Raw genomic sequence first — 23,495 nt, 5'->3', positions numbered from 1 at the left:
AGTATAATTATACTAGAAATACCGGTAAAAAACAAGCGGCTTTTTCACAAAACCGCTTGTTTTTTCAGAGAAAAATTTATTCTTAGTATAAATTCATGCAAAGTTCAGGATTCCTAGTTGCGGCTGCCAGGGTGCAGGAGCTCACGAACGCGAAGCTGACAGGGAAGAACAATGAAAACAAAGCAAATGGCGCGTGCGTCTGCGCAAAATTTCGAACAGATGCGGCATTGTGAAAACGGGGTGAAATACTGGCTTGCGAGCGAGCTTGGCCCCTTTCTCGGCTATGCAGCATGGCAGGAACTGCCAATCGCAAGAGCCATGAAAGCTTGCGAAAACTCGAGGCAAAACCCCGATGCGCATTTTGAACAAATTGTCAAAACCGTTCCCCTAAGGAGCGGGGACAAACACGAAATCAAGGACTTTCGTCTGTCGCGCTACGCCTGCTACCTCCTTGTCCAAAACGGCGATCCATCAAAGCCTGCGGTTGCCGAAGGACAATCCTACCTTGCTCTGCAGACAAGGCGGCAGGAGCTCGCATCATCTTCCATGGGCGTTACGGAGCGCGCAGCCCTGTCCTTTTGTGCCACACAGGCAGAAGAAACAGACAGGGCGTACCATGAGGTAGCCCGAAAGGTAGACCAGACCATTGCCGAGCTTGGCGGAAGCGTGCCCAAAGGCCTTTCCCCCAGGGGCATCGGGGAACAGGAATGATGTCAGGCCTGCAGCGCCTTGCGCACAAGCCGTGCAAAAATGTCAAAGTGCTTCTGGAAATCAAAGGACTTGTCGTCTGCTATCCTTGCCATGAGCCCGTCGCCAAGGGAGAAGAGCCAGATGGCAGTGGCGTCCACGTCAAGTTCGGGATCGATTTCGCCTGCGTCCCTGGCCTTCACAAGCAGCTCCCTGAAGACGGATCGTGCCATGTGCTCGCTTTCGGCAAAGGCCTCCTTCATGACAGGATCCCTGGCAGCCACAGCCAAAACCTCGATCCACAGCCTGTGATCCATGGGAAAGACGGGGTTGCGGACGCAGGCCTCCTGAAAGCGTATGATGGCGTCGAGATAGGGCGGCTCCTTTGCAAGCGCCCTCGCCCTTTCCACACCATTTCCGTGCTCTATGCCTATCATGGCCTTGAAAAGCTCTTCCTTGCTGCGAAAGTGACCGTACAGGGCACCCTTGCTCAGATTTGCCCGCTCGATGATATCCTGTATGGTGCAGGCCGAATAGCCCTTCTCCGCAAAGCAGGCCGCTGCCGCATTCAGGATGGCCTCCCTGGTCCTTCTGCTGCGCTCTTCCTGTTTCATTTTGCCCCTCCAGAAAAAACATTCCGGACGGTCGGATTATTACTTAAGCACACCCCTGTCAAGGAAATCCGCAAGACTTTCACCATTGTCCAGACTCAGCCCAAAATCCCACTACAGCTTTTTTGGAGGCAATTGCATGTCCAAACACTACTCCACGCAGGAACACTTTTCCATCTCGTTCGAAGGCCAAGCTATCGAGCAACACAAGATTTCTGCCTCCGCCCTTGCCCAATCGCTGCTGGCTCTCGATGGACTTGCCCGCCGCTCGGCACAAGCCGTGTACGGCAGGGACGCTGAAATCGACATCCAGGTGAAGGGCGAAGCCAAGCCCGGAGCCTTCAGCATCGACATGACCGTGCGGCACGACGCACCCATTGCCGCCGGGGTGACTAGTGCCGCGGCCATTCTTGGACAGGTCATCGCACTGGGAAAATGGGCCCGCGGCAAGAAAGTCCGGGAAATTGGCATAGAGGAAACGGGTGCATCCTTGTCGAAAACACGCTCGGAGACACCCATCTTCAATCAGTGTGCAGTCACTGTCTGCAACAACACTTGCACCCTAGACCAGCTCTCCCGCCTGACGCAGACTCTTGATAACGATGGCGCAGACAGCGTGAAATTCGTTGCCGACAATAGCGAACCCCAAGTCATCACAAGACAGGATCGCGTGTACTTCAGGCAGGAAGAAGGCCTTGTCCTGACAGACAATGAGGCTGAAAGCATCCTCGAGATTGTTGGCCCGAAACTGAATGGCTCTCCCAAGGACTGGACGTTCAGCGAGGGCGAGGACGGCATAGAGTTTGTCGCCGATGTGGAGGACGAGGACTTTCTTGCCGCCGTACGGGACAGAAAAATCGTCCTTGAGAATGGAACGAACATCCGGGCAATTGTGCGCACAATCCAGAGAAAAAAGGTGCGTACCAGGACCGACAGAACCATAGTCGAAGTGAAGGAACTCTTCCCTCCAGACAGGGAGGAATAGGACAAAAGTCCAAGCAAGCAAGTCCCCGGTCCTCGCACACGCTAAGGCCGGGGACTTGCGCTTGTGTGGGAAAAACGGCCCGGGTTCTCTCTGCACTGCAAGAAGGCAACATGCCCGCAAGAGGGACTGCACAGCCAGAGAACGGCTGTCTCTTGACAATTGTTCAATTGTTGTTGAATAATAATTCTATGGAAACAAAAACCGCCGCAACCCTGTTTGAGGCCCTGACTTCGGAAGCCAGGCTCTCCATCTTCAGGCTCCTCGTCAAATACGCGCCTGAAGGCCTCGTGGCCGGAGAGCTCTCCAGATTGCTGGACATTCCCAAGACCAATCTCTCGTTTCACCTAAAAACACTTGTCCACAGCGGCCTGATCAGCATGGAACGGGAAGGCCGCAACACAAGATACCGCGCCAACATCCCCCTGATGCTGGATATCATTGGCTACCTGACTGCCGAATGCTGCACGGGAAACCCTTGCCAGTGTCAGGCATATCGTGCGGCAAGCGACGTGGATCCCCGCTTTTTGCCTCTTCGAACGCCCCCTTCCCACAACCATGGAGGAACTCGTCCCATGCATTCGACACCATCTCCCAACACCACTGCGGATACGCCGCATTCGGAAGGCCAGCGTACAGACGAACAGGTCAGGGAGCTTGTTCGCGCCAACTACGCGGCCATTGCCACGGGCAATCATTCCTGCTGCTGTTCTGGCAAGCGCAGCGGCCAGAACGATCCCTTCCGGCTAGCCCAGTCTGTGGGCTATGACGCCAAAACCCTGGACAGGCTTCCCGAAGGGGCCAACATGGGGCTTTCCTGCGGCAATCCTGTCGCCATAGCTGCCCTGCGTGAAGGACAGGTTGTGCTTGATCTCGGCTGTGGAGGCGGCTTCGACGTATTTCAGGCAGGCGAAAAGGTCAGGGAGGCTGGGCATGTCATTGGCGTGGACATGACCCAGGAAATGATTGGCAAGGCCAGGAAAAACCTGGAGCAGTACGAGAAGTTCACAGGCCTTCACAATGTGGAGTTTCGCCTGGGCGAAATCGAGCATCTGCCCGTGGCGGATGCCAGCGTGGATGTTGTGCTCTCCAACTGCGTGATCAACCTCTCCCCCGACAAGGCCCAGGTCTGGAGGGAAGTGTTCCGCGTTCTCAAGCCTGGCGGCAAGGTCTCCGTTTCGGATCAGGCCCTTCTGAAGCCCCTGCCGGACAATGTCCGCGGCATGGTCGCGGCCCTGGTAGGCTGTGTGGCTGGAGCCATACTGGTGGAAGAGACAAGAGCTCTCATGGAAGCAGCGGGCTTTTCCAAAATCATCCTGACGCCCAGATCCGACTACGTGCGGAACATGCAGAACTGGAACGATCCCCTCTACAGACAGATTGCCGAGGCCCTGCCCGAAGGAAGAGAGCTCTCGGAGTACATTACAAGCCTGTCCATCGAGGCCTGGAAATAGGGTGCCACTGCGCAGTCTGCCCCCACACACAAAGACAAGCCCCCGACCCTCGCGCGTATGCGAAGGCCGGGGACTTTTGCAAAATCTCTCTGTTCAGAGGACTTAGGCTTCCTGGAACATGTCCTTCATGGTGTAGAGCCTGCCTGCTTCCTGTTTGCTCAGCCACTCGGCTGCGCGCAGGGCACCTCTCGCAAAGTTTGCCCTGGACTCTGCCCTGTGGGTCACCTCGATGCACTCGCCCTCGCCCATGAAGTAGACCGTGTGCACGCCGACAACGGAGCCGCCGCGCAGGGCCATGATGCCTATCTCTTCCTTGGGCCTTGGGCCAATGATGCCGTCACGGCCGCTTGTGCGCACCTTTGCGAGATCCCAGCCCTTGGCCTCTGCCACGCACTCGCCAAGGCGCAGGGCAGTGCCGCTCGGGGCGTCCTCCTTGTTGTGGTGGTGGATTTCGGCAATGTCCACGTCGTAGTCGGGCCCGAGATCCTTCACAAGCAAAGGCAGAATCTTCTGCAGGACGCTTACGCCAACACTCATGTTGGGAGACCAGAAAAGGCGGGTCTTCTTGGCATAGGACGCAAGTTCGGCCTGCTCCTCTTGAGAGAAGCCCGTTGTGCCAATGACCAGGGAAATCCCTTCCTTTGCGCAGACCTCTGCTGTGTGCAGGCTGTTTTGCGGATTGGAAAAGTCTATGACAACCAGATTCTCCGGGCAGGTGTCCACAACGGACTCGAAGTCATCGGACACCACGCAGTCAACGGGAGCCACGCGGGGCTGATACTCCGGGCGTTCCACCATGCCGACCAGATCCATGTCGGGATTGTCCAGCACCAGATCGCAGATGGTCTTGCCCATGCGACCGCCTGCTCCAACGACGATAATCGGTAAACCCATATTGTCTCCTTGTATGCTACGCCGTGTCGGGATGCGTGAACAGTACGTTCGCTATTCCTCCGAACCATCCAGGTCCAGACTGCCTCCGACAAGGCGGACAAATTCTTCCTCGCTCAGGATACTGACACCTAGGCCACGCGCCTTTTCAAGCTTGGAGCCGGGCTTTTCCCCGACCACAAGGTAGTCGAGCTTGCGCGAGACAGAGCCAGCAAGGACAGCTCCCGCCCCTTCGGCCAGGCGCTGCGCCCTTGCGCGGGGCATGCTCAAAGTGCCTGTAAAGAGCACGCGCTTGCCCTGCAAGGGCCCTTCGGCCTCCTCCTGCGCCCCCGGCCAAAGTCCAAGCTTGCGAAAGTGTTCAAGCATGTCCCGATTGGCCTGGGAGTCCATGAAATTGCGCACGGATCTGGCTATCTTCGGGCCTATGCCGGGAAGGGAAGTCAGCTCCTCCTCGCTTGCGCAGACGAGGCTTTCCATATCAGCAAATCTTGTGGCAAGCAAACGCGCAGCCTGCTCGCCCACGTGATGTATGCCAAGGGCTGCTATGAAACGGGCAAGGCTTGCCTTGTGCCTGGCAGAGTCGAGCGCTTCGAGAAAATTGCCTGCAAGTGTTTCGCCCATGCGCTCGAAGCCCAGAAGCTCTTCCCTCGTGAGAGTGAAGAGATCGCTTGGGTTGCGCACGCGGCCTGAAGTCACGAGCTGCTCGATCCACTGGCTGCCAATGCCCTCGATGTCCAGACCCTGCGGCGAGACAAAGTGTATGATGGAGCGCAGGCGCACTGCAGGGCAGCTTGCGTTGTCGCACACCCAGGCAGCCTGCCCCTCCTCCCTGTGCACTGCCTCGCCGCAGGCAGGGCAATGCGAGGGAAAGATCCAGGGTTGGGAGTTGGCTGGCCTTTTTTCGGGAATGGCACGCACGACCTCGGGGATAACGTCCCCTGCCCTTTGCACGACAACCGTGTCGCCCACGCGCAAATCCTTGGCCCTGACCTCGTCCTCGTTGTGCAGGGTGGCGCTCGAGACCACAACGCCGCCCACGCGCACTGGCTCCAGCTTCGCCACGGGTGTCAGAACACCGGTCCTTCCCACCTGCACCTCGATGTCCAAAAGTTTCGTCTCGGCCTGTTCTGCGGGGAACTTGAAGGCCACAGCAAAGCGCGGAGCCCTGGCGGTAAAGCCAAGGGCCTCCTGGGCCGCAAGGTCGTTTACCTTGGCAACAGCGCCGTCTATCTGCATGGCGTAGGAAGGGCGGTCTTGGCGCACATTCTCCACATACGCCTCCACCTCGGCAAGGCCGTGGCAAAGCCTTCCCCCTGGCGGGGTCGCAAAGCCGTACGCTGCAAAGAGCGCCATGAGGTCTGCATGAAAACGGGGTTCTTGCACCTCGCCCCAGGTGGCTGCACCCAGGCTGTAGGCCAGGAAGGTCAGGGGCATGGCCCTTGCCTGAGCCACGTCGAGCTGCCTCAAGCTTCCTGCAGCAGCGTTGCGGGGGTTGGCAAAGACCTTTTGCCCAAGGCTTGCGCGCCGCTCGTTGACCTTTTCGAAATCATCCTTGTAAATCACCACTTCGCCGCGCACTTCGAGGCGCGCAGGAAAGGGCCCCTGACCCGCAAGACGCAGGGGAATGGTACGTATGGTCCTTGCCTGCTCAAGGACCACTTCCCCCTCCTCGCCGTTGCCGCGGGTGATGGCGTCCTGCAAGACGCCGTCCACATAGATGAGCTCAAGCGCCAGGCCGTCGAGCTTCGGGTCGCACCAGAACTCCATGGGCGTTTCGGGAAGCGCGCGCGTCATGCGCTGCACAAATCCCCGCCATTCCTCGACACTGAAGACGTCCTCAAGGCCGTACATGCGGCTTGTGTGCCTGCGTGTGGCAAGGCCTGTCAAAAGACCTCCGCCCACGCGCAGGGTAGGCGAATGGGGGGAGCGAAATTCCGGGTGCTGCTCTTCGAGAGCCACAAGCTCTGCAAAGAGCGCATCGTACTCCTCGTCGCTTATCTCTGGCGCGTCCAGGGTGTGGTAGAGATGGTTGTGGTACTCAAGAAAACGCACCAAAGCGTCCATGCGCTCGCGGATGGGGTTTGCGGCAGGGCTTCCGCCCAAGGAGCTGGCGTTTTCGCAGGCTTCTTCCCCCGTTTTTTCAGACGGGCTTTGTTGCATCCCCTGGGTGACCTCTTCGGCCTTGTCCGAACCGGGCTCGGCAGTGCTCTTGCTGTGCTCTTCGCTTTTGACGTCGGCTTTGGCATCGCTTGCGACAAGGTCCAGGAGGGAGGGTTGCTGCGGCTTGGGGCTGGGCATGGGGAGGGCTCCTTTGGCGTAGGACTGAAACTGTGCGGCAGAGGATTTGCCTGCAGGGGCAGTATAGAGAAGGAAGCCCAAAAAATACAGATGTCTTTCTCGCATGACAGCGGAAAGCAGTGGGGCCATTGAGGCCGGATGCAAGCCCAAATGTGCGCCATCTTGCGTCCCGGGTGGTTTTGTGTATTCTCCGCCCATGGCGACCAATACTGCAAAAAATCACGAAATCTACGTGTGCTCCCACTGCGGGGCCACCTCTGTGCAGTGGCTTGGAAACTGCCCAAAGTGCGGGCAGTGGAACACCTATGCCCAGGAGGCTAGGACAAGCACACCTCTCACAGGACGAGTTCAGTCTACTGGCCTTAAGGCAGTCCCCCTGGCTGAGGCTCAAGAGGAGACGGCGCAGCCCTTTTCCTGCGGCCACCCTGCCCTGGATCACCTCCTTGGAGCAGGTCTTGTGCCTGGCTCAGTTCTTCTGCTTGGCGGAGAGCCAGGCATTGGCAAATCCACCCTGCTCCTTCAGGTGGCAGGAAGGGTGGCAAAAGAAGGCAGAAAGGTTCTCTACGCCTCTGGCGAGGAAACGCTTGCCCAGGTGCGGGCCAGGGCCGAACGCCTGAATGTTTTGCACGACAACGTGCTCGCCATAGCGACCTCAAGCTGCGACGACGTGGCCTCCACCCTGACTTTGGAGCGGCCTGCTCTTCTTGTCCTTGACTCAGTGCAGACCATGGCCTGCCCGGACGTAGAGGGCCTTCCCGGCAACGTGAACCAGGTGCGGGCGGTTGCTACGCGCATCATAGAGTACTGCCGAAGCCTTGGCGTGTGCGCTCTTTTGGTGGGGCATGTGACCAAGGACGGGGCACTTGCAGGACCAAGGCTTCTCGAGCACATGGTGGATACGGTGCTCTCCCTTGAGGGGGACAGGAAGCAGTCCCACAGGCTCATGCGCGTGTTCAAGAACCGCTTCGGCTCTTCCGAGGAGATGCTGGTCTTCCGCATGGAGCGCACAGGCATGAACATCGTGGAGGATCCCACGGCCTTCTTCCTCGAGGACCGCAACCCCAACCTCTCGGGCACGGCAGTGGTCATGGCCTGCGAGAGCAGAAGGCCTTTGGCTGTCGAGGTGCAGGCCCTGTGCTCGAGATCGTACCTGAGCATCCCGCGTCGCGTGGCCCTGGGCTTTGACGCAAACAGGCTGAATCTCCTTTTGGCAGTGCTGGAAAAGCGCCTGAAACTGAATCTCTCCCAGACCGACATCTACGCCAAGGTGGGCGGAGGGATACGCCTCGCAGACCCGGGGCTGGACTTGGGGCTTGTGACCGCAGTGCTTTCCTCCTTCTACGACATAGCCCTGCCGCCAAAGGCGATCTTCTTCGGGGAGATGGATTTGAACGGCCAGATCCGCCCCGTGGCCTGCCAGGACATGCGCCTGCGCCAGGCGACACGCCTTGGCTTCACCCCCATAGTCGGTCCCGGAAGCGTCACGACCATCGTGGACCTTGCAGCCCGCCTCTTTGCAAGAGAAGCAAACACAAGACCAGCACAGGCAAGGACCGCTGCGGCGCAGGGACAGCAGCCCCAAAGACAGTGGCAGGGGCAAGGCTCGCGTGCCCCGCAAGCCCCGTACAGGCAGCAGGGGCAGGGCCAAGCGAGCCACAAAACTGAAGCTCAGGGTATGCAAAGGCCGCAAGCAACCAGGGGGAATCAGTCATGAGTCTGGAAATCGAGCGCAAATACCTTGGGGCAGGCAGAGAACATCTTCTTGCGCAGCTGAAAAGTCTTGGCGCAAGGCAAATCCTTGCCCCGCACTTCGAGTCCAACACTGTGTACGACAACGAACAGGGGACGCTCTTGCATGACAGAAGGCTTTTGCGCCTGCGCCGCAGGGAGTGGCCGGACCACGCGGACGGCCTTTTGACCTGCAAGATACCCATGGAGGACCTTGTGCTTGCCACAGGGCCAGTCAAGCGCAGGGAGGAAATAGAGATTTCCCTGCATACCCTTTCCGACATCCGCAACATGGACCGCATCCTGAAGGAACTTGGCTATCACCCTGCAGGAAATTACGAAAAGGTGCGGGAGAGCTGGTGCCTTGAGGTGGAAGGAAGAAGCGCCCACATGGACATGGATCTGCTCCCCTTTACGGAAACAGTGGAGATAGAGGCAGATCCAGCCACACTTGAGCTTGTGGAACATCTTCTTGGCCTTGACAAATTCCCGACAAGCGCCAAAAGTTATCATGTATTGTACTTGGAATGGCTCGCGAACAAGGGCCTTCCGGCAAACAATTACATGGTCTTCACTGATGACGAGCGGGCAAGATTGCGCAAGGAACTGGGCCTTTCCGGGGCACATGAGAGCGCATAGCCCTTGGGCGCATCCCGACTGTCTCTTTCCGGCAAATGTCCTGCTTTTCCTCACTGCAGAGACTTGAAAGGGCTTGGCTATGAACAACGCAAATACAGGCCGCAAGGGCGAACACCTGCACGACAGCATGGCCAAAACCTATTTTGGCAATCCGCAAAACATGGCCAATTTCCTTGAGCAATGCCTGCCAGCCAATATGGTCGAGGCACTGGATCTGGAAAGTCTTGAGTCGTCTGCGGAAACCTTCGTTGATGACGCATTCAAGCAGTATATAGCCGACCTTGTGTTTACCTGCAAAACCAGGGATGGTCGACATGGATCCGTGTATATCCTTTTCGAACACAAATCGCAGCCCGAACCTGTATGTGCGCTGCAAATACTGAAATACATGGTAGGCATCTGGATACGCTTTTTCGAAAATGGATTATTTAGGAAAACAAAATGTCTTCCATTTGTTATTCCGGTTGTGTTCTATCATGGGAAACAGAAATGGAACGGGAAACAGATGCGGGATCTGTTTGGGGATGACACTACCTTCAGTTCCTGTATCCCAGACTTTTCCATGATTGTCTACAGTCTCAAGGATGTTTCCAGAGAAACACTTGAGCTCAGACTTGCGGAAAACACCCTGTTTGTTTTTTTGCAGGCACTTCTGCTGAAAGATCCAGCAGACAAGATTAGTGAAGCATTTTTGTTGTATGCCGGCATAACTTCCTGGAAGCCTCACGAAAAACAAACGATAAGCGATGCTATTGATATCTTTTTCAGGTATGCAGACACTGTATTTCCCAGGATTGCAAAACAGGCCAAACAGCATATTGAGGAGCAAGTCATGAACGCAAGTATTACCGATGCCGATCGCATGGAAGTGGTAAAGTCCTGGTTCCCCTGGATGATCGATACAGTATCCAGGGTCACATATGCCGAGGCAAAGACAAAAGTCGCGGCTGAGGTCAGGAATGAAGGACGAGCTGAAGGACGAGCTGAAGGACGGACTCAGGCTCGTCGGACAATTGTTCAGCTTTTGCAAGCAAGATTTGGGGACATCCCCCAGAGCATTGAGGCTGATCTCGAAAAAATCGACGACAGCGCCAAACTTTCCAGACTGACAATAGTCGCTGGCACGGCCCCGTCCCTTGACGATGTCACAAGCGCAATCAGGATGGCGTAAGTTGAGTATATACAAAAGCAGTACCGATGCCGATCGCATGGAAGTGGTACAGTCCTGGTTCCCCTGGATGATCGATACAGTATCCAGGGTCACATATGCCGAGGCAAAGACAAAGCTCAGGGATGAGGTCAGGAATGAAGTCAGAGATGAAGTCAGGGATGAAGTCAGGGATGAGGTCAGGGATGAAGAAAGGGCTCAAACACGGCAGGCAATTATCCAGCTTTTGCAGACAAGGTTTGGGAACGTACCCCAGAGCATTGAGGCTGATCTCGAAAAAATCAACAACAGCGCCAAGCTTTCCAGACTGATAGTTGTCGCTGGCACGGCTACATCCCTTGATGATGTAGCAGGCGCAATCAGGAAGGCCTGATCCTGCCAGACACTGACGCGGCGATCTCCTTTTCTCTTTTTTCGGCATAGTTTTTGCAGTATTCTTTCCAGGCAGCAGTGCACAGCCTCCCCACAACGGGTTCCTCATTTTCAAGGTATATCATGTCCGACTACACCACCTATCCAGACAGCGAGACGAGCGTTCTCTCGAAACCCAGTCTCAAGGAACCTCCCCGCTTCGCCGTCTATCTGCACAACGACAACTACACGACCAAGGAATTTGTGGTCCTTGTCCTTGAGAAAGTCTTCTACAAGACAGAGAGCGAGGCCATAGCTCTCATGGAAGAGGTTCACAACCAGGGTATTGCCAAGTGCGGCTCCTACATCAAGGAGATCGCGGCCACCAAGGCCAGGATGGTCCACGCCATGGCAGAACAGGCGGGCTTCCCCCTGCTGTGCACCATGCGCGAGGAATAGGCCCAAATCACGGAGGCGGCGCCCCGAAGGGTGCCGAAGACTACTATGGATTTCAGCAAGATGACCCGTGTGGTGATTCGCGAGGCCATGCTCGAGGCCCAGAAACGCAGGCACGGGATACTGACAGTAGAGCATCTGCTCTACGGCTATACAAAGATCATGCGCGGTCGCGTGCTGCTCGAAGGGTGCGGTGTGTCCGTTGCCATGCTGCGCGAGCAGCTGAACGGCTTTTTCCGCTCCTACATCGAAACCGTTCCCGAAGGAGTGTCTCACGAAATCGTGCAGACAGTCTCCCTGACGCGCCTTTTCGAGCGGGCAGCCATCAGCATGGAGAACGCCGGCCGCAACACAGTGGACCTGGGCGCCCTCCTGGTTGCCATGATGCAGGACGAGGACAACTACGCTGTCTACTACCTGCACCGCCAGGGTGTCACCCTCCTTGAGGTGGAACGCTTTGTCTCCCACTCCTACAACGAGGATCCGGAAAGCCGCACCGCAAGCGAGGAAGCAAAAAAGGCAGGCAAGGCTTCCGACAAGGACGATGCGGAAACGGGTGCGCTTGAAAAGTACACCACGGACCTCACAGCCCAGGCAAGGGAAGGCAAGCTCGATCCCCTGGTCGGGCGCACGGCAGAGCTCGATCGTACCATCGAGGTCCTTTGCCGCAGGCGCAAGAACAATCCCCTCTTCGTGGGCGATCCGGGCGTTGGCAAGACTGCCATGGCAGAGGGGCTTGCCCTGCGCATAGCAAACGGACAGGTGCCGGACATGTTCGCAAACACGCAGGTCTTTGCCCTGGACCTTGGCCTTGTCCTTGCTGGCAGCCGCTACCGCGGCGACTTCGAGGCCAGGTTCAAGGCCATCGTGAAGGAGCTTGGGGAGCACAAGGGGGCCATCCTCTTCATAGACGAGATCCACACCATCGTGGGCGCCGGCTCCACCTCTGGCGGCGCCATGGACGCCTCGAACCTCCTGAAGCCCCTGCTTGCCAGCGGAGATCTGCGCTGCATGGGCTCCACCACCTACGAGGAATTCAGAAACCACTTCGAAAAGGACCGCGCTCTTGCCAGGCGCTTTCAGCGCATCGACATCCGCGAGCCAAGCCGCGACGAGTGCTTCGAGATATTGCGCGGACTGCAGAGCCGCTACGCGGACTACCACAAGGTCTGCTATTCCGAGGATGTCCTGAAGGCCATGGTGGAGCTCTCGGCACGCCATGTGCGCGACAGGCTCCTCCCGGACAAGGCCATTGACGTCATGGACGAGACTGGCGCTGCCGTGCACCTTCTCACCCGCGGCCTTGTCTGCGATCAAAAGGCTGCCAGCGAGGAAGAGACAGAAAAGAAGACTTGTGCGAGCGGCACCGACGACAAGGTCGAGGAAACAGGGAGCAGGAGCATAAGCTATCGCGACATCCTGGCCCAGGCTCCGGAGATGACCCCGGATATGGCTTCAGACAAGGCCACAGGGGAACAGGACAAGACCTGTGACAAGGCTGCAAGCTCGGCTCCGAGCGCGGACGAACCACGGCCTTCTGTCAGCATAGCGGATGTGGAGCGCATAGTGGCCCGCATGGCAGGGATTCCCGTGCGCACTGTCTCTGGCTCAGAGCGCGACAGGCTCGCGCGCCTTGAGGACGATTTGAAGGAGCGCGTCTTTGGCCAGGACGAGGCCATAGAGCTTACGGTGCGTGCCATACTGCGCTCAAGGGCTGGCTTGAGTCAGGCCAACAGGCCTGCCGGCTCCTTCCTCTTCTACGGGCCTACCGGTGTGGGCAAGACCGAAGTCGCAAAATGCCTTGCGGACGTGTTGGGCGTAGAGTTTTTGCGCTACGACATGAGCGAGTACATGGAAAAGCATTCTGTCTCGCGCCTCATCGGCGCCCCGCCAGGATACGTGGGCTACGATCAGGGAGGCCTTCTGACAGAGGCCGTGCGCAAGGCGCCCTACTCCGTTGTCCTTTTGGACGAGATTGAAAAGGCCCATCCGGACATCTTCAATATCCTTTTGCAGGTCATGGACGACGCAACGCTCACGGACAATACAGGGCGAAAGACGGACTTTTCCAACGTCATCCTCATCATGACCTCCAACGCAGGCGCCTTCGAGATGAACAAGGCCTCGGTGGGCTTTGGCCAGAACAGGCCTGGCGACGCCTCGAGAAAGGCCTTGAAGGCCGTAGAGGGGCTCTTTACCCCAGAGTTCCGCAACCGCCTCGATGCCATGATTCCCTTCAAGAGCCTCACAAGCGACATGATGCTGCACATCGTGGACAAGTTCCTTGCAGAGATCAGGGCCTCGCTTGCAGAGCGCCACGTGGAGCTTTGTTTGAGCTCGAGCGCCAGGGACTGGCTTGCCAGGCACGGCTTTGACCCGAGCATGGGAGCAAGGCCTTTAAGAAGGCTTTTGCGCAACGAGGTTGAGGACAAGCTTGCAAGCGCCCTTCTCTTCGGCTCATTGCAAAACGGAGGCACTGCCCGCCTTGAGCTCGAAGAGGACAGGGACGAGCTCGTGCTCGTGGACGCCTGATGCCAGGGCCGGGCATGGGGGATATATTGCGTTCCATTGCAGCCCGCTTCCCCGACACAGGGGAAGCGGACGCACTGGGCATTGTCTGCCAGGGAGGCAATCTCTCATTGCCCCTCCTTCTTGCGGCCTACAGCAAAGGCATCTTTCCCTGGTTCAACGAGGGCGAGCCCATACTCTGGTGGAGCCCAAATCCCCGCTGCGTCATCCTCCCAGAATTCTACCACTGTCCCAAAAGGGCCCTGCGCGCCATACGAAAGGCCAACTTTCGCATAACCTGCGATACGGCCTTCGGGCGGGTGATACAGGCCTGCGGCATGCGAAAAAAGACCTGGCTTGGGCCTTCCATGAAGAAAGCCTACATGGATCTGCACGAGGCGGGCTTTGCCCACTCCATCGAGGCCTGGCAGGACGAGACACTTGTGGGCGGGCTCTACGGCCTGGCCCTGGGCCGAGCCTTTTTTGGCGAGTCCATGTTCCACACTGTCTCCGAGGCTTCCAGGGCCTCTCTGCGCACCCTTGTGAAGCTCATGCGTCTTCGGGCATGACCCTGCTCGACTGCCAGCAGGAAAGCGCCCACATCATGGCCCAGGGCGGGCAATTGCTTGCGAGGACAGACTTCGAGGAGCTCCTCGGAATGGCCCTTGCGTACCTTCGGGACGCAGGGGATGCCCTCACCCTGGAGTACGCCTCAACACCCGAGGCGGGAAAGCTCCTTTGGCCCTTTTTGCCCTGGAGGAAGGGGTACGTCTGGCAGGACGATGCCTGGCAGGAACAGGGCTTATAAAGGCTGAACAGGACGCCCCCACTCTCTTCACTCCCTTATTTTCCACAGGATATTCCCCATGTTCGAACTGGTCAGCTCCTACCAACCAACAGGCGATCAGCCAGAGGCCATAGAGGCCCTTGCCACCAATCTGGAACAGGGCGTCAAAAATCAGGTGCTGCTTGGCGTCACAGGCTCCGGCAAGACCTTTACCATGGCAAACGTCATAGCACGCTGTGGCAGGCCTGCCCTTGTCATTGCGCCCAACAAGACCCTTGCTGCCCAGCTCTACACGGAGTTTTGCGAATTCTTCCCCAAAAACGCTGTGGAGTACTTCGTAAGCTACTACGACTACTACCAGCCCGAGGCCTATGTGCCAGCTTCGGACACCTATATCGCCAAGGACAGCGCCATCAACGACAACATAGACAAGCTGCGCCACTCGGCAACCCACGCCCTGCTCACCCGCAGGGACGTGGTCATCGTGGCCTCCGTGTCCTGTATCTACGGCCTGGGCTCTCCGGAGTACTACGCGAGCCTTGTCATCCCCGTTGAGGAAGGCCAGCATCTGCCCATGGAAAAGCTCATGGAGCGCCTTGTGAACGTCCAGTACCAGCGCAACGACTACGACTTTCACAGGGGAACGTTTCGCGTGCGCGGGGACGCCATTGAAATCATCCCGCCCTACCGTCACGAGCAGGCCCTGCGCATCGAATACTTTGGCGACGACATAGACACGATGCGCGAGATTGACCCGCTCACGGGGGAGACACTTTCCAGGGTCAAAAAGACCGTGCTCTATCCTGCAAGCCACTACGTCTCCGAGCAGGACAATCTGCAGCGCGCATGCAACGACATACGCGTGGAACTCCAGCAAAGGCTTGCCCATTTCGAAAAGGAGGGAAAGCTTCTCGAGGCCCAGCGCCTTGAACAGCGCACCCAGCTCGATCTGGAAATGCTCGAGGAGCTCGGCTACTGCAACGGCATTGAAAACTACACCCGCCACATGGACGGTCGCAAGGAGGGCGAGCCTCCGGCCTGCCTTCTGAACTACTTTCCCAAGGATTTCATCCTCTTTGTGGACGAGTCCCACATCACTGTCCCCCAGGTGAGCGGCATGTACAAGGGCGACAGATCCCGCAAGCAGACCCTGGTGGACTACGGCTTTCGCCTGCCCTCTGCCCTGGACAACAGGCCCCTGCGCTTTGACGAATTCAAGGCACTTCTGAACCAGGTGGTCTACGTGTCTGCTACTCCCGGCAAGTACGAGCTCGACATTTCCGAAGGGCTCGTCACGGAACAGATCATACGTCCCACAGGCCTTCTGGATCCCAAGGTCATCGTCAGGCCTGTAAAGGGGCAGATGGAGGATTTGCTCTCCGAGTGCAAGAAGCGCATTGAAGCTGGTGAAAAGGTGCTTGTCACGACCCTTACCAAGCGCATGGCAGAGGATCTGACGGACTATTGCGTCAACATGAACGTGAAGGCCAGATACCTGCACTCGGACATAGACACTCTTGAGCGCATGCAGATCATCCGTGCCCTGCGCACTGGGGAATTTGACGTACTCATAGGCATCAACCTTTTGCGCGAGGGCCTGGACATCCCAGAGGTTTCCCTTGTCTGCATTCTGGACGCGGACAAGGAGGGCTTTTTGCGTTCCACGGGTTCCCTCATACAGACCTTTGGCAGGGCAGCCCGCAACGTGCACGGCACTGTCATCCTCTACGCGGATACGGTGACAGAGTCCATGCGCACTGCCATGGACGAGACAGCCCGGCGCAGGGCCAAGCAGAAGGCCTACAACGAGGAGCACAACGTCACCCCAAGGTCCACGAAAAAGACCCTGGACTCGCCCCTGGACGCCATCTATGCAGAATCAGCTACCCAGGGCAAGGGCAAAAAAAGGAAGAAAAAGGAAGAGAACGCCATGCCCACCAATCCCGAGGAGATGGCAACTCTTGTACAGTCCCTGGAAAAGGAGATGCGCGAGCATGCCCGCAACCTGGAATTCGAGGAGGCCGCAGTTTTGCGCGACAGGATACGGGCCTTGAGGAAACAGCTGAAGTTTTTGTAGGAGATCTGCTCTCGAAGACAATATGCTGACAGGAAGACACCCGGGGCTTTTTTGTATGATCGGACATGCCAGGAAAACATTCAAGCCAGGCAAAAAAAATCTCTGAAAAGATTTTTTCTTGTGATTTCAGGCTATTGGACAAGAACAAGAAAATATGCTATGTCAGGTCACAAAACATAAGTATTTGAAACAAGAGACTTAAAAAAAATCGGGCCTGACAGGGCTCTTTTTCTGGCGCTTGACAAATTTCGGCCCTATACTTATAGAAAAGACGTGCCAGGAATTTTTACACGATTTTTGCTTTGGACATGGTACGCGCGTCATGTATTTTTGGCCGGCCACAAGCCGGCACGAACGGGCAACAGATACAGGAGAACAATGTTTACACAGGGTTGCAAAAGGGCAAGATGGCAGAACAAAACATGCCGGCAAGTGCGGGACACTGTACGACGATACGCCAGTATCCTCGTACAGGGCGAACGTTCAGGCTCGTTGTTTCAATACGCAACATGCCAGCATACCATATAGGTATGCAATGCAGCCACCTCGAATTTCGACAACAGGCGAACAGATTTCACAAGGGAGCACATTGCGGGAGGAACCAATATGTTCGTGCTGTTCACCAATATTGCGAAGAAACTCTTCCTTCCTGCCATTGAAGCGGCGAGCGCGTCTGAAAAAGCCGACCATTCCCGTAACGGACAAACTGTGGAGATTGTGCTGACAGACAGGGCCTTGCAAGACGGCAGGCAGGACACACGAATCAAAAAGGACAACAAAATGAAGATAGACATCATGTCAGACATAGAGGACGCGGTCATAGTCGAAAGCCCTGTGGTCGCGCAGTCAGGAAACGCGATCCCTCCAGGAGAAAACTCGCTTCCCCAACCGATCACAGGCACTATGGACAAACAGGTTGAAAACGCTGTGAGCGAGGAGCTGGGCAGCGCAGTGGAAAACGCCGCACCGCGCACGCAGGACCCGGATGGCATTGCGGCCGCTGGGGCAAAGGCCGAAGCCTTGCAGCACTTGGGGGATACAGAAGCAAAGGCCATGGTCGAAAGCACCGGCGAGACTGCAGGCAAGAGAGTCAGGAAAAAGACCGCTACCAGGAGCCGTACAAGTTCAGAGGGCGAGACTGGGGAGGCACCAGCGTGGAACACGCCCGTTCCCTTTGCCACACACAGTCTTCCAGGGCTTGATTGCGCAAAGCTTCCTCCTGTTCTCGGGGATTTCTGCCGCGGCCTGTCTTGCGAAATGCAGGTTTCCGAAGAGAGCGTCCTTGCCAACGCCCTGGCTGTCGTAGCTACATGCGCCCAGAGCACCTACAGTGTGGACCTGTACGGCAACATACAGCCAACCAATCTCTTCATCATGTCTCCCACGCAGTCCGCAAGCCGCAAGCGCGCTGCCCTGAAGGCCTGCATTGCCCCCATCACGGCCTGGGAAGCTGCAAAGGCTCGCGAACTCGAGCCCAGGATCCTCAGGGAAAACATCGAGAAGAGGATCACCAAAAGGGCCATCCGCAAGCTCAACAGGAATGCCGAGCAAGCCCAGATCGAGAAGGACGAGACTGCCCTGGAAGCGCTTGTCACACAGATCTGCGAGCTTGAAACTCGTCTTAAGGTCACGACTGTCGTTCCCCGCCTTGTGACGGACACTCTGGCAAGGCTTGAGGACACAGTGCACCAGCAAAACGACACCCTTTCCCTTGCAAGTGCCGACGACAATTGCCTCGACATCCTCTCCTCCGCGTCTTCAAGGTCCTCGAAGGAGCTTATGCTCAGGGCATGGGACGCAAGCCCCTACACTGTGGACAAGAAGGGCAAGTTCTACTGCATGCACCCAAGGCTCACCATGACGCTTGCTCCCAGGACAAGTGCCCTTGAGGATCCCAAGAAAGTCAGGCTCTTGCAGTCCAGGGGACTTGACACGCGCTTCATCTACCTCATGCCGCACAGTGATTCGCGCTCTCTTGCCAGAGGGCGCAGAATGCCCGGAGAAACAGCCAGGGCCTTCTTCGAAAAGGTGTTGCGTCTTTTGCCTGCGTCCTGGAACGAGCCTGGAGAGGCTGTAACGCTCACGCTTTCCTCTGATGCGGAACTGATGTGGCTTGACTATCAGGACAAGGCCGAAAGGCGCTGTCAGGGTCTCGATGCCCCCATGCAGGAGTGGACAATAAGGTTCGCGAGCGAGGTTGTGGGAAGGATCGCCGCCCTCTTCCACCTCATTTCCTGTGCAGACCCCACGATCGATCGCACCATATCTTCCGAACAAATGGCGCAGGCCCTGACCCTCGGAGATCTCCTCTTCGAGCACGCGAAGGCAGCCTTCAGGCTTATGCGTCAGGACACGCCGGAAGAAACAGCAGGGAAGGTTCTTGGCCTTGTCACCCGCAAAAGCTGGAGCCTTTTCTCTGCCAGGGACTGCTACCAGCTCCTGAAGGGGCAACCGCCCTTCCGTACCATGAAGCCCCTGAAAGAAGCTCTTGAAGACCTGATTGAGCGCGGCTACATCCGCACAGTTTCCGCGAAGGGAAAGAACGGAAGAGCCATGAAGCGCTATGAGCTCAATCCTGCCGTTGTGATAAAGCAGGAGGAGGCGCAAGCTGCGGATGCTTTGGACAGGGGAAGCCTCACAGTGGGAACAGGCGAAACGCCCAGGCCCATGGCTGAAGACAATCCTGTTTCCGAGCACAAGGGCACGAATGGTTCCGGGAACGCATCCGGGGCGGGATCCGTGGAAGATTCGGGATCCCCACAGTTCATCGAGGGAGCGACTCCGGAAGACCAATCCGCAAGTGAGCCCTCTGAACACGCGGAAACAGGGGGAGGAGTGCTCGCAACGGCAGACGCCGAAATGGACACCGTTCCACAAGTCTGCGCACAAGGCCTGTCCGGCAAGATATAGGCCACAGCCGGCGGACATCCTGAGGTATATGCCGACTCTCCACACTCTTCCCGGGCCTTTGCAAGATCCCGTCAATGGCCCAGTGTCGATACCCTCCGGGGTGGAGAAATTGCCTCTGCCATGGGCATGGACTTCGAGCAGGCGCTCAAGGTCCGCCAGGGCAGGATGGCAGGGGCTTGCGATCGTCCAGGGGCATTTCTTCCCTGTTTACGGCAAGGCCTCCATGGCGTAGATGGCCGTGCCCACGTGAAAGACAAGGGCTTGCCCTGGCTCAGGGCCGATGCCCAGGGTCGAATTCAGCACAACTCTACCTGGCTCTTGCCCATCCTGCGATTGGGCCCTGGCTCACTCTACAAAGTGGACACGTCCGCGTAACCCGCAGGCAGTGGCAAAGGAGCCAATAAAGGTCGCGTAGCCGATGAGGCCGCTGTCCAGGGGATGGAACAAATGCCGATACCTGGATGTATCACGGGTGTTGCATGCTGCGCGCAATGCGTTGGCAAGCCCTCATACAGGACAGTAACGCTTTCCCCAGCCTGGCTTGTACTGTATGGAATATACGACATGCCAGTATGCAGAAAAAGACACTGTCGCACTGCTTCACCACGCGGACAAACCGAGCGGGAAACTCGTTGTGGGCAAACCGAACACGCTCCGGCTGCGTATCCCCGCTCTCACCCCACGCTCTCAAATCAAGGAAATAAGGCACTTCCTGCCTGCAAGCGTGGGCTCGTGAAAGCCGAGCTTTCCCAAGGTTTCTCAACAGGGAAGCTTAAACTTCACGAAAACGCGATATCTGTGAGGCGCGTTACGAGAGAAGGCGCAGGAAGAGAATTTGAAACAGGCAACAGAACAGGAGACACCCGAAAAAACTTGATGTGAGTATCGATACGGCAAAGGGCACGGCGCGATATGAAGGATCGCGTTACCTCCACAAATCACAAGCACGGGAGAGCGCTTGAAAGAATGGCTCCTCCCATGCAAACTTTAATGGAGTAAAAATGCAAACCAAACACAAATCAAAGGCTTGTACAGACGCCTTGCACACCGGAAGCGGTGGCAGCCAGGCGCAAACGCAAGCCCCTGTCAGGGAGAAATCCCCTGCGGGCAAGAAAACGACAAAAGACGCGAAGTCCAGGACTTGCGTGAAGAGCGCAAGGAAGCAGACTGGCGAGACTTGCGCAATGCCCCATGCCGCAAAAGGATCGGGCACGGAAGCTTCCGAGGCACAGTCGGTACGGGAGGGGACCAATCCGGCTCCCCTTGCGATGAAGTCCGACACCTTGTCCGACACTTTTATCAGGGAAAATGCCCGGAATATGCTCGACAAGAGGATCTACGAGCTTTCCAGGAGCGCTGTGCGCGCCGCCCTGGCCGAGATTGGCGAGGCAGCGCTTGTGGCGTTTGCCGGACAGATCTACAGGATTGAAGAGCGTCTCAGGGTCATGGCGTCCGTCTCCGGCACTGCGACGGACGCGCTGACACAAAGCCTGCGCTGGGGGCGCTACGCGCTCTCCATTGCAGGAGCTGTGGACGAGGCAGAGGCTCTCAGCACCATCACCTTCACAACCAAGGACAATCCGGAAGAGGGGATCGCGCTCGCCCTCGCAAAGGATGCGGAATGGATGTGGCTTGCCTATCAGGACAAGGCCAAAAGGCTCTGTCTTGAGAACGAGTTCAATGTCTCCCTGCGGGAATGGCTCGCACTGGTTGCGCGCGATGTGACGGGAGAGATTGCCATGCTCTTCCACTTCATGTCTTATTCCTGCCCACAAATCAGGCTCGTCATATCCGCAGAAGATATGGCTCGGGCTCTGGAGATTGGGGACGTTCTCATCGAACACGCGCAAGAGGCCTGGAGCAAACTGAAGAAGGCGCAAAGCGATGCCCCGGGAAAAGTCCTTGCCCTTGTTCTGCGCAAGGGCTGGCCTGTCTTCTCTGCCAGGGACTGCTACCAATCCTTGAGGAGGCAGTTACCCTTCTACAGCATGAAGCCAATGAACAAGGCGCTTGCGTCCCTGGTGGAACAAGGCTGCATTCTCCCCATTTCCATGAAGGGCAAGAACGGGAGAGCAATGGTACGCTATGAGCTCAACCCTGTCCCTCAGCAAGGCAGAGAGATCAAGTGTCCATTCGTTTTGGGAATACCCCAGACTTTCTCCTTGACACTCACCCTTGGCAACAGCTGAAAAGACCAGATCCTTGGATGAAGCCAGGCCTGTAGCCTGGACCGAATCTCTGGAAGTGGCTGGAGCAAAATCCGGGGAAGAAACCGGAGAAGAATCCAAAGCCGCTTCCGAGAGCACATCGTAAACGGCCTGGACAACAGGGAGTGAAAATCGTGATGACTACAGACAAGGCAAAGCAGCGCCGGCCTACTCCATGTCGCTGCCAAGCCTGCGCAAAATCCCGTCAATGGCCGTGTCGATCCCCTCCGGGGTGTAGAAATTGCCGTTGATTAGAGCATGGGTTTTGAGCACACGCTCAAAATCCACCAGGGCGTCCCTTTGGGGCGCCCTTTTCTTTTGCCAGAAATCGTCCAGGGGCATCTGCTCGCTGTTTATGGCAAGGCCCTCCATGGCGTAGATGGCAGTGCCCACGCAGTACACGGGCTTGCCCAGGCGCAGGGCTGTTATGCCAATGGTGGAATTCAGCACAACTACGCCAATACTCTTGTCCATCATGCGGTTGGCCTTGGCTCCCTCCACAAAGTGGACGCGCTCGCGTATGCCGCAGGCCTTGGCAAAGGAGTCGATGAAGGTGGCGTAGTCGATGAGACCGTTGTCCAGGGGGTGATTGCGGATGATAATATGGGTATTCTCTGGAGCTGCGGACGCAAAAGAGGTCAGAACACAGGCTATGGCCTCCTTCATGCCGCTGTAGGGAGAATAGCGCCTCACCTGCGAGTCCGAGTCCAGCTGCAGGGGAAAGAGAAAGTAGGGAGCACGGGAGCGATAGGCAGCCTTGAGCTCCTTTGCCGAGCGCTTTTTTCTGCGGGAGCGGGAAAGGACACGCAGAAACCAGCCCCAGACCTCGTGGCTCGCACTCTGCGGACGATGAGTCTGGAAATGATAAAAAAAGGGCCACATGAAGATGGTTCCGGCATAATGTCCAATGGCCATCCAGGTCTTGTAGACCTGGGGGTTGCCAAATTTTTTGGGAACCGGTGGCTTGGGACATTTGGCAGCCAGGGAGGCCATACCCTCTCTTGTCTGCGGCAAAGAGGAGAGGCCGTTGACGCCCCCGGATTCCATGGTGATGTAGTCCGGGCGAAGATACCCTTCCTCGTAGGCCCAGACCCTGAGACCACGAAGCCTGGCGAGAAGGACGGCCTCCCTGTGCAGGGGACGCCAGTCCCCAAAGACATGGAGGTCAGTTACTTCTTCCCTGTCCATGAGCTCGGCTATCCAGGCGCCCCAGAAGATATTTTTCTTGCGAAAGAGCCTTGTGTGGAACAGAGGCCAGTCCCACACGTCACCGCCGCAGGAGTTGACGCGTATGACCTTGTCCCCCTGCTCTCGCAAGGCACTCCCCAGTCTGCGGAAAAAGGGACCGTGAGGTCCCTGGAGGAAAAGATGCGTTTTCATCAGCCTCTCCGGCGCAGTTTGTTGCGTATGAAGTTGACAAATCTGGCCCAGATACGGCCACGCATCTGTCCGTTGGGCTGCAGCAAACGAAAGCAAACATCCTCTGCCCTGCAGAAGTTTGCTGTCTGCCAGTCGTAGTAGGTGGGGTACAAAAGGAGGGTGCCCGCAACCAGCTCATCCAGTGAGAGACGCGCCATGCGCCTGGGAAAATTTTGCATATCCTCTGTCAGCCCCCAGCCGGCATAGAAGGGGCCGCCATAGGTACAGACTTTGACGCCACGCAAGAGAGCCTCAAATCCTGTCTGTGAAGTCAAAGTGTGCACCTCGTGTACCTTGGGTAAAAGCTGCCCCATGGGATAGT

General features: G+C 57.1%; 20 protein-coding genes. 14 read left to right on the top strand and 6 right to left on the bottom strand.

Going from position 1 to position 23,495, the window contains the following annotated elements:
• Positions 1 to 171 precede the first annotated feature (171 nt).
• Positions 172 to 711: a BRO family protein gene (locus tag B5F76_RS12820; RefSeq protein WP_162608845.1), complete on the top strand. Its 540-nt coding sequence runs from the start codon at positions 172 to 174 to the stop codon at positions 709 to 711.
• 2 nt (positions 712 to 713) lie between these two features.
• On the opposite strand, the gene B5F76_RS12815 is transcribed toward B5F76_RS12820, so the two are convergent.
• Positions 714 to 1,301 carry a TetR family transcriptional regulator gene (locus B5F76_RS12815; RefSeq protein ID WP_087355197.1) on the bottom strand — a complete coding sequence of 196 codons (588 nt, stop codon included), beginning with the start codon at positions 1,299 to 1,301 and terminating at the stop codon, positions 714 to 716.
• 136 nt (positions 1,302 to 1,437) lie between these two features.
• Here B5F76_RS12815 and B5F76_RS12810 point away from each other — a divergent pair, with 136 nt between their 5' ends.
• Together B5F76_RS12810 and arsM are read left to right on the top strand one after the other, a co-directional pair.
• On the top strand, positions 1,438 to 2,283 hold the full coding sequence (locus B5F76_RS12810; RefSeq protein ID WP_087355195.1) for a hypothetical protein: 846 nt from the start codon (positions 1,438 to 1,440) through the stop codon (positions 2,281 to 2,283).
• 188 nt (positions 2,284 to 2,471) lie between these two features.
• Positions 2,472 to 3,734, top strand: coding sequence for an arsenite methyltransferase (gene arsM, locus B5F76_RS12805; protein WP_087355194.1), 1,263 nt, complete (start codon positions 2,472 to 2,474; stop codon positions 3,732 to 3,734).
• A 102-nt stretch (positions 3,735 to 3,836) separates the two neighbouring features.
• Here the strand turns inward: arsM and dapB are convergent, their stop codons facing one another.
• Together dapB and ligA are read right to left on the bottom strand one after the other, a co-directional pair.
• The gene (gene dapB, locus B5F76_RS12800; RefSeq protein WP_087355191.1) at positions 3,837 to 4,628 is read right to left on the bottom strand and encodes a 4-hydroxy-tetrahydrodipicolinate reductase; all 792 of its coding nucleotides are present in this window, start codon (positions 4,626 to 4,628) and stop codon (positions 3,837 to 3,839) included.
• Positions 4,629 to 4,679: 51 nt separating this feature from the next.
• Entirely contained in the window at positions 4,680 to 7,028 is a 2,349-nt protein-coding gene (ligA, locus tag B5F76_RS12795) for an NAD-dependent DNA ligase LigA (protein ID WP_239407062.1), read from the bottom strand.
• Positions 7,029 to 7,119: 91 nt separating this feature from the next.
• Between ligA and radA the strand changes: the two genes are divergently transcribed.
• The 10 genes from radA to B5F76_RS12750 all read left to right on the top strand — a co-directional run bounded on the left by radA (position 7,120) and on the right by B5F76_RS12750 (position 19,547).
• The gene (gene radA, locus B5F76_RS12790) at positions 7,120 to 8,637 is read left to right on the top strand and encodes a DNA repair protein RadA (RefSeq protein ID WP_087355189.1); all 1,518 of its coding nucleotides are present in this window, start codon (positions 7,120 to 7,122) and stop codon (positions 8,635 to 8,637) included.
• Positions 8,634 to 9,290 (top strand): CYTH domain-containing protein, encoded by a 657-nt coding sequence (locus B5F76_RS12785; protein WP_087355188.1) that lies wholly within the window; start codon positions 8,634 to 8,636, stop codon positions 9,288 to 9,290. Before radA ends, B5F76_RS12785 begins: the two co-directional genes overlap by 4 nt.
• A gap of 79 nt (positions 9,291 to 9,369) precedes the next feature.
• Positions 9,370 to 10,461 carry an Rpn family recombination-promoting nuclease/putative transposase gene (locus B5F76_RS12780; RefSeq protein ID WP_087355186.1) on the top strand — a complete coding sequence of 364 codons (1,092 nt, stop codon included), beginning with the start codon at positions 9,370 to 9,372 and terminating at the stop codon, positions 10,459 to 10,461.
• Positions 10,462 to 10,528: 67 nt separating this feature from the next.
• Entirely contained in the window at positions 10,529 to 10,831 is a 303-nt protein-coding gene (locus B5F76_RS12775; RefSeq protein ID WP_162608843.1) for a hypothetical protein, read from the top strand.
• 122 nt (positions 10,832 to 10,953) lie between these two features.
• Entirely contained in the window at positions 10,954 to 11,268 is a 315-nt protein-coding gene (locus tag B5F76_RS12770) for an ATP-dependent Clp protease adaptor ClpS (RefSeq protein ID WP_087355182.1), read from the top strand.
• 45 nt (positions 11,269 to 11,313) lie between these two features.
• A complete protein-coding gene (locus B5F76_RS15405) occupies positions 11,314 to 13,797 on the top strand; it encodes an AAA family ATPase (protein ID WP_087355180.1) in 2,484 nt (827 codons plus the stop codon).
• A 26-nt stretch (positions 13,798 to 13,823) separates the two neighbouring features.
• A complete protein-coding gene (gene aat / locus B5F76_RS12760; RefSeq protein WP_239407061.1) occupies positions 13,824 to 14,342 on the top strand; it encodes a leucyl/phenylalanyl-tRNA--protein transferase in 519 nt (172 codons plus the stop codon).
• Entirely contained in the window at positions 14,339 to 14,581 is a 243-nt protein-coding gene (locus tag B5F76_RS15400; RefSeq protein WP_239407060.1) for a hypothetical protein, read from the top strand. Before aat ends, B5F76_RS15400 begins: the two co-directional genes overlap by 4 nt.
• A gap of 58 nt (positions 14,582 to 14,639) precedes the next feature.
• Entirely contained in the window at positions 14,640 to 16,637 is a 1,998-nt protein-coding gene (gene uvrB, locus B5F76_RS12755) for an excinuclease ABC subunit UvrB (protein ID WP_087355178.1), read from the top strand.
• A gap of 606 nt (positions 16,638 to 17,243) precedes the next feature.
• Complete coding sequence (locus tag B5F76_RS12750; protein WP_087355176.1) at positions 17,244 to 19,547, top strand: DUF3987 domain-containing protein; 2,304 nt, start codon at positions 17,244 to 17,246, stop codon at positions 19,545 to 19,547.
• 345 nt (positions 19,548 to 19,892) lie between these two features.
• Here B5F76_RS12750 and B5F76_RS14975 read toward each other — a convergent pair whose 3' ends face one another.
• Positions 19,893 to 20,039: a hypothetical protein gene (locus tag B5F76_RS14975; protein WP_162608842.1), complete on the bottom strand. Its 147-nt coding sequence runs from the start codon at positions 20,037 to 20,039 to the stop codon at positions 19,893 to 19,895.
• 509 nt (positions 20,040 to 20,548) lie between these two features.
• Between B5F76_RS14975 and B5F76_RS12740 the strand changes: the two genes are divergently transcribed.
• Positions 20,549 to 21,736: a DUF3987 domain-containing protein gene (locus B5F76_RS12740; RefSeq protein ID WP_087355172.1), complete on the top strand. Its 1,188-nt coding sequence runs from the start codon at positions 20,549 to 20,551 to the stop codon at positions 21,734 to 21,736.
• A 186-nt stretch (positions 21,737 to 21,922) separates the two neighbouring features.
• On the opposite strand, the gene B5F76_RS12735 is transcribed toward B5F76_RS12740, so the two are convergent.
• Complete coding sequence (locus B5F76_RS12735; protein WP_087355170.1) at positions 21,923 to 23,134, bottom strand: capsular biosynthesis protein; 1,212 nt, start codon at positions 23,132 to 23,134, stop codon at positions 21,923 to 21,925.
• A partial coding sequence (locus B5F76_RS12730; RefSeq protein WP_446717640.1) for a capsular polysaccharide export protein, LipB/KpsS family occupies positions 23,134 to 23,495 on the bottom strand: 362 nt, incomplete at its 5' end. The genes B5F76_RS12735 and B5F76_RS12730, both read right to left, overlap by 1 nt.

Source organism: Desulfovibrio sp. An276 (genome assembly GCF_002159665.1).
Classification (GTDB): Bacteria; Desulfobacterota; Desulfovibrionia; order Desulfovibrionales; family Desulfovibrionaceae; genus Desulfovibrio; species Desulfovibrio faecigallinarum.
Note: the sequence above shows the minus strand (reverse complement) of the source record. Positions and strands in the feature narration are given on the sequence as shown.

What these genes read in the sequence shown, in the direction of transcription:
- B5F76_RS12820 (WP_162608845.1), top strand. Translation starts at nt 172, where the DNA reads ATGAAAACAAAGCAAATGGCGCGTGCGTCTGCGCAAAATTTCGAACAG.
- B5F76_RS12815 (WP_087355197.1), bottom strand. Translation starts at nt 1,301, where the DNA reads ATGAAACAGGAAGAGCGCAGCAGAAGGACCAGGGAGGCCATCCTGAAT.
- B5F76_RS12810 (WP_087355195.1), top strand. Translation starts at nt 1,438, where the DNA reads ATGTCCAAACACTACTCCACGCAGGAACACTTTTCCATCTCGTTCGAA.
- arsM (WP_087355194.1), top strand. Translation starts at nt 2,472, where the DNA reads ATGGAAACAAAAACCGCCGCAACCCTGTTTGAGGCCCTGACTTCGGAA.
- dapB (WP_087355191.1), bottom strand. Translation starts at nt 4,628, where the DNA reads ATGGGTTTACCGATTATCGTCGTTGGAGCAGGCGGTCGCATGGGCAAG.
- ligA (WP_239407062.1), bottom strand. Translation starts at nt 7,028, where the DNA reads ATGCGAGAAAGACATCTGTATTTTTTGGGCTTCCTTCTCTATACTGCC.
- radA (WP_087355189.1), top strand. Translation starts at nt 7,120, where the DNA reads ATGGCGACCAATACTGCAAAAAATCACGAAATCTACGTGTGCTCCCAC.
- B5F76_RS12785 (WP_087355188.1), top strand. Translation starts at nt 8,634, where the DNA reads ATGAGTCTGGAAATCGAGCGCAAATACCTTGGGGCAGGCAGAGAACAT.
- B5F76_RS12780 (WP_087355186.1), top strand. Translation starts at nt 9,370, where the DNA reads ATGAACAACGCAAATACAGGCCGCAAGGGCGAACACCTGCACGACAGC.
- B5F76_RS12775 (WP_162608843.1), top strand. Translation starts at nt 10,529, where the DNA reads ATGATCGATACAGTATCCAGGGTCACATATGCCGAGGCAAAGACAAAG.
- B5F76_RS12770 (WP_087355182.1), top strand. Translation starts at nt 10,954, where the DNA reads ATGTCCGACTACACCACCTATCCAGACAGCGAGACGAGCGTTCTCTCG.
- B5F76_RS15405 (WP_087355180.1), top strand. Translation starts at nt 11,314, where the DNA reads ATGGATTTCAGCAAGATGACCCGTGTGGTGATTCGCGAGGCCATGCTC.
- B5F76_RS15400 (WP_239407060.1), top strand. Translation starts at nt 14,339, where the DNA reads ATGACCCTGCTCGACTGCCAGCAGGAAAGCGCCCACATCATGGCCCAG.
- uvrB (WP_087355178.1), top strand. Translation starts at nt 14,640, where the DNA reads ATGTTCGAACTGGTCAGCTCCTACCAACCAACAGGCGATCAGCCAGAG.
- B5F76_RS12750 (WP_087355176.1), top strand. Translation starts at nt 17,244, where the DNA reads ATGTTCGTGCTGTTCACCAATATTGCGAAGAAACTCTTCCTTCCTGCC.
- B5F76_RS12740 (WP_087355172.1), top strand. Translation starts at nt 20,549, where the DNA reads ATGCAAACCAAACACAAATCAAAGGCTTGTACAGACGCCTTGCACACC.
- B5F76_RS12735 (WP_087355170.1), bottom strand. Translation starts at nt 23,134, where the DNA reads ATGAAAACGCATCTTTTCCTCCAGGGACCTCACGGTCCCTTTTTCCGC.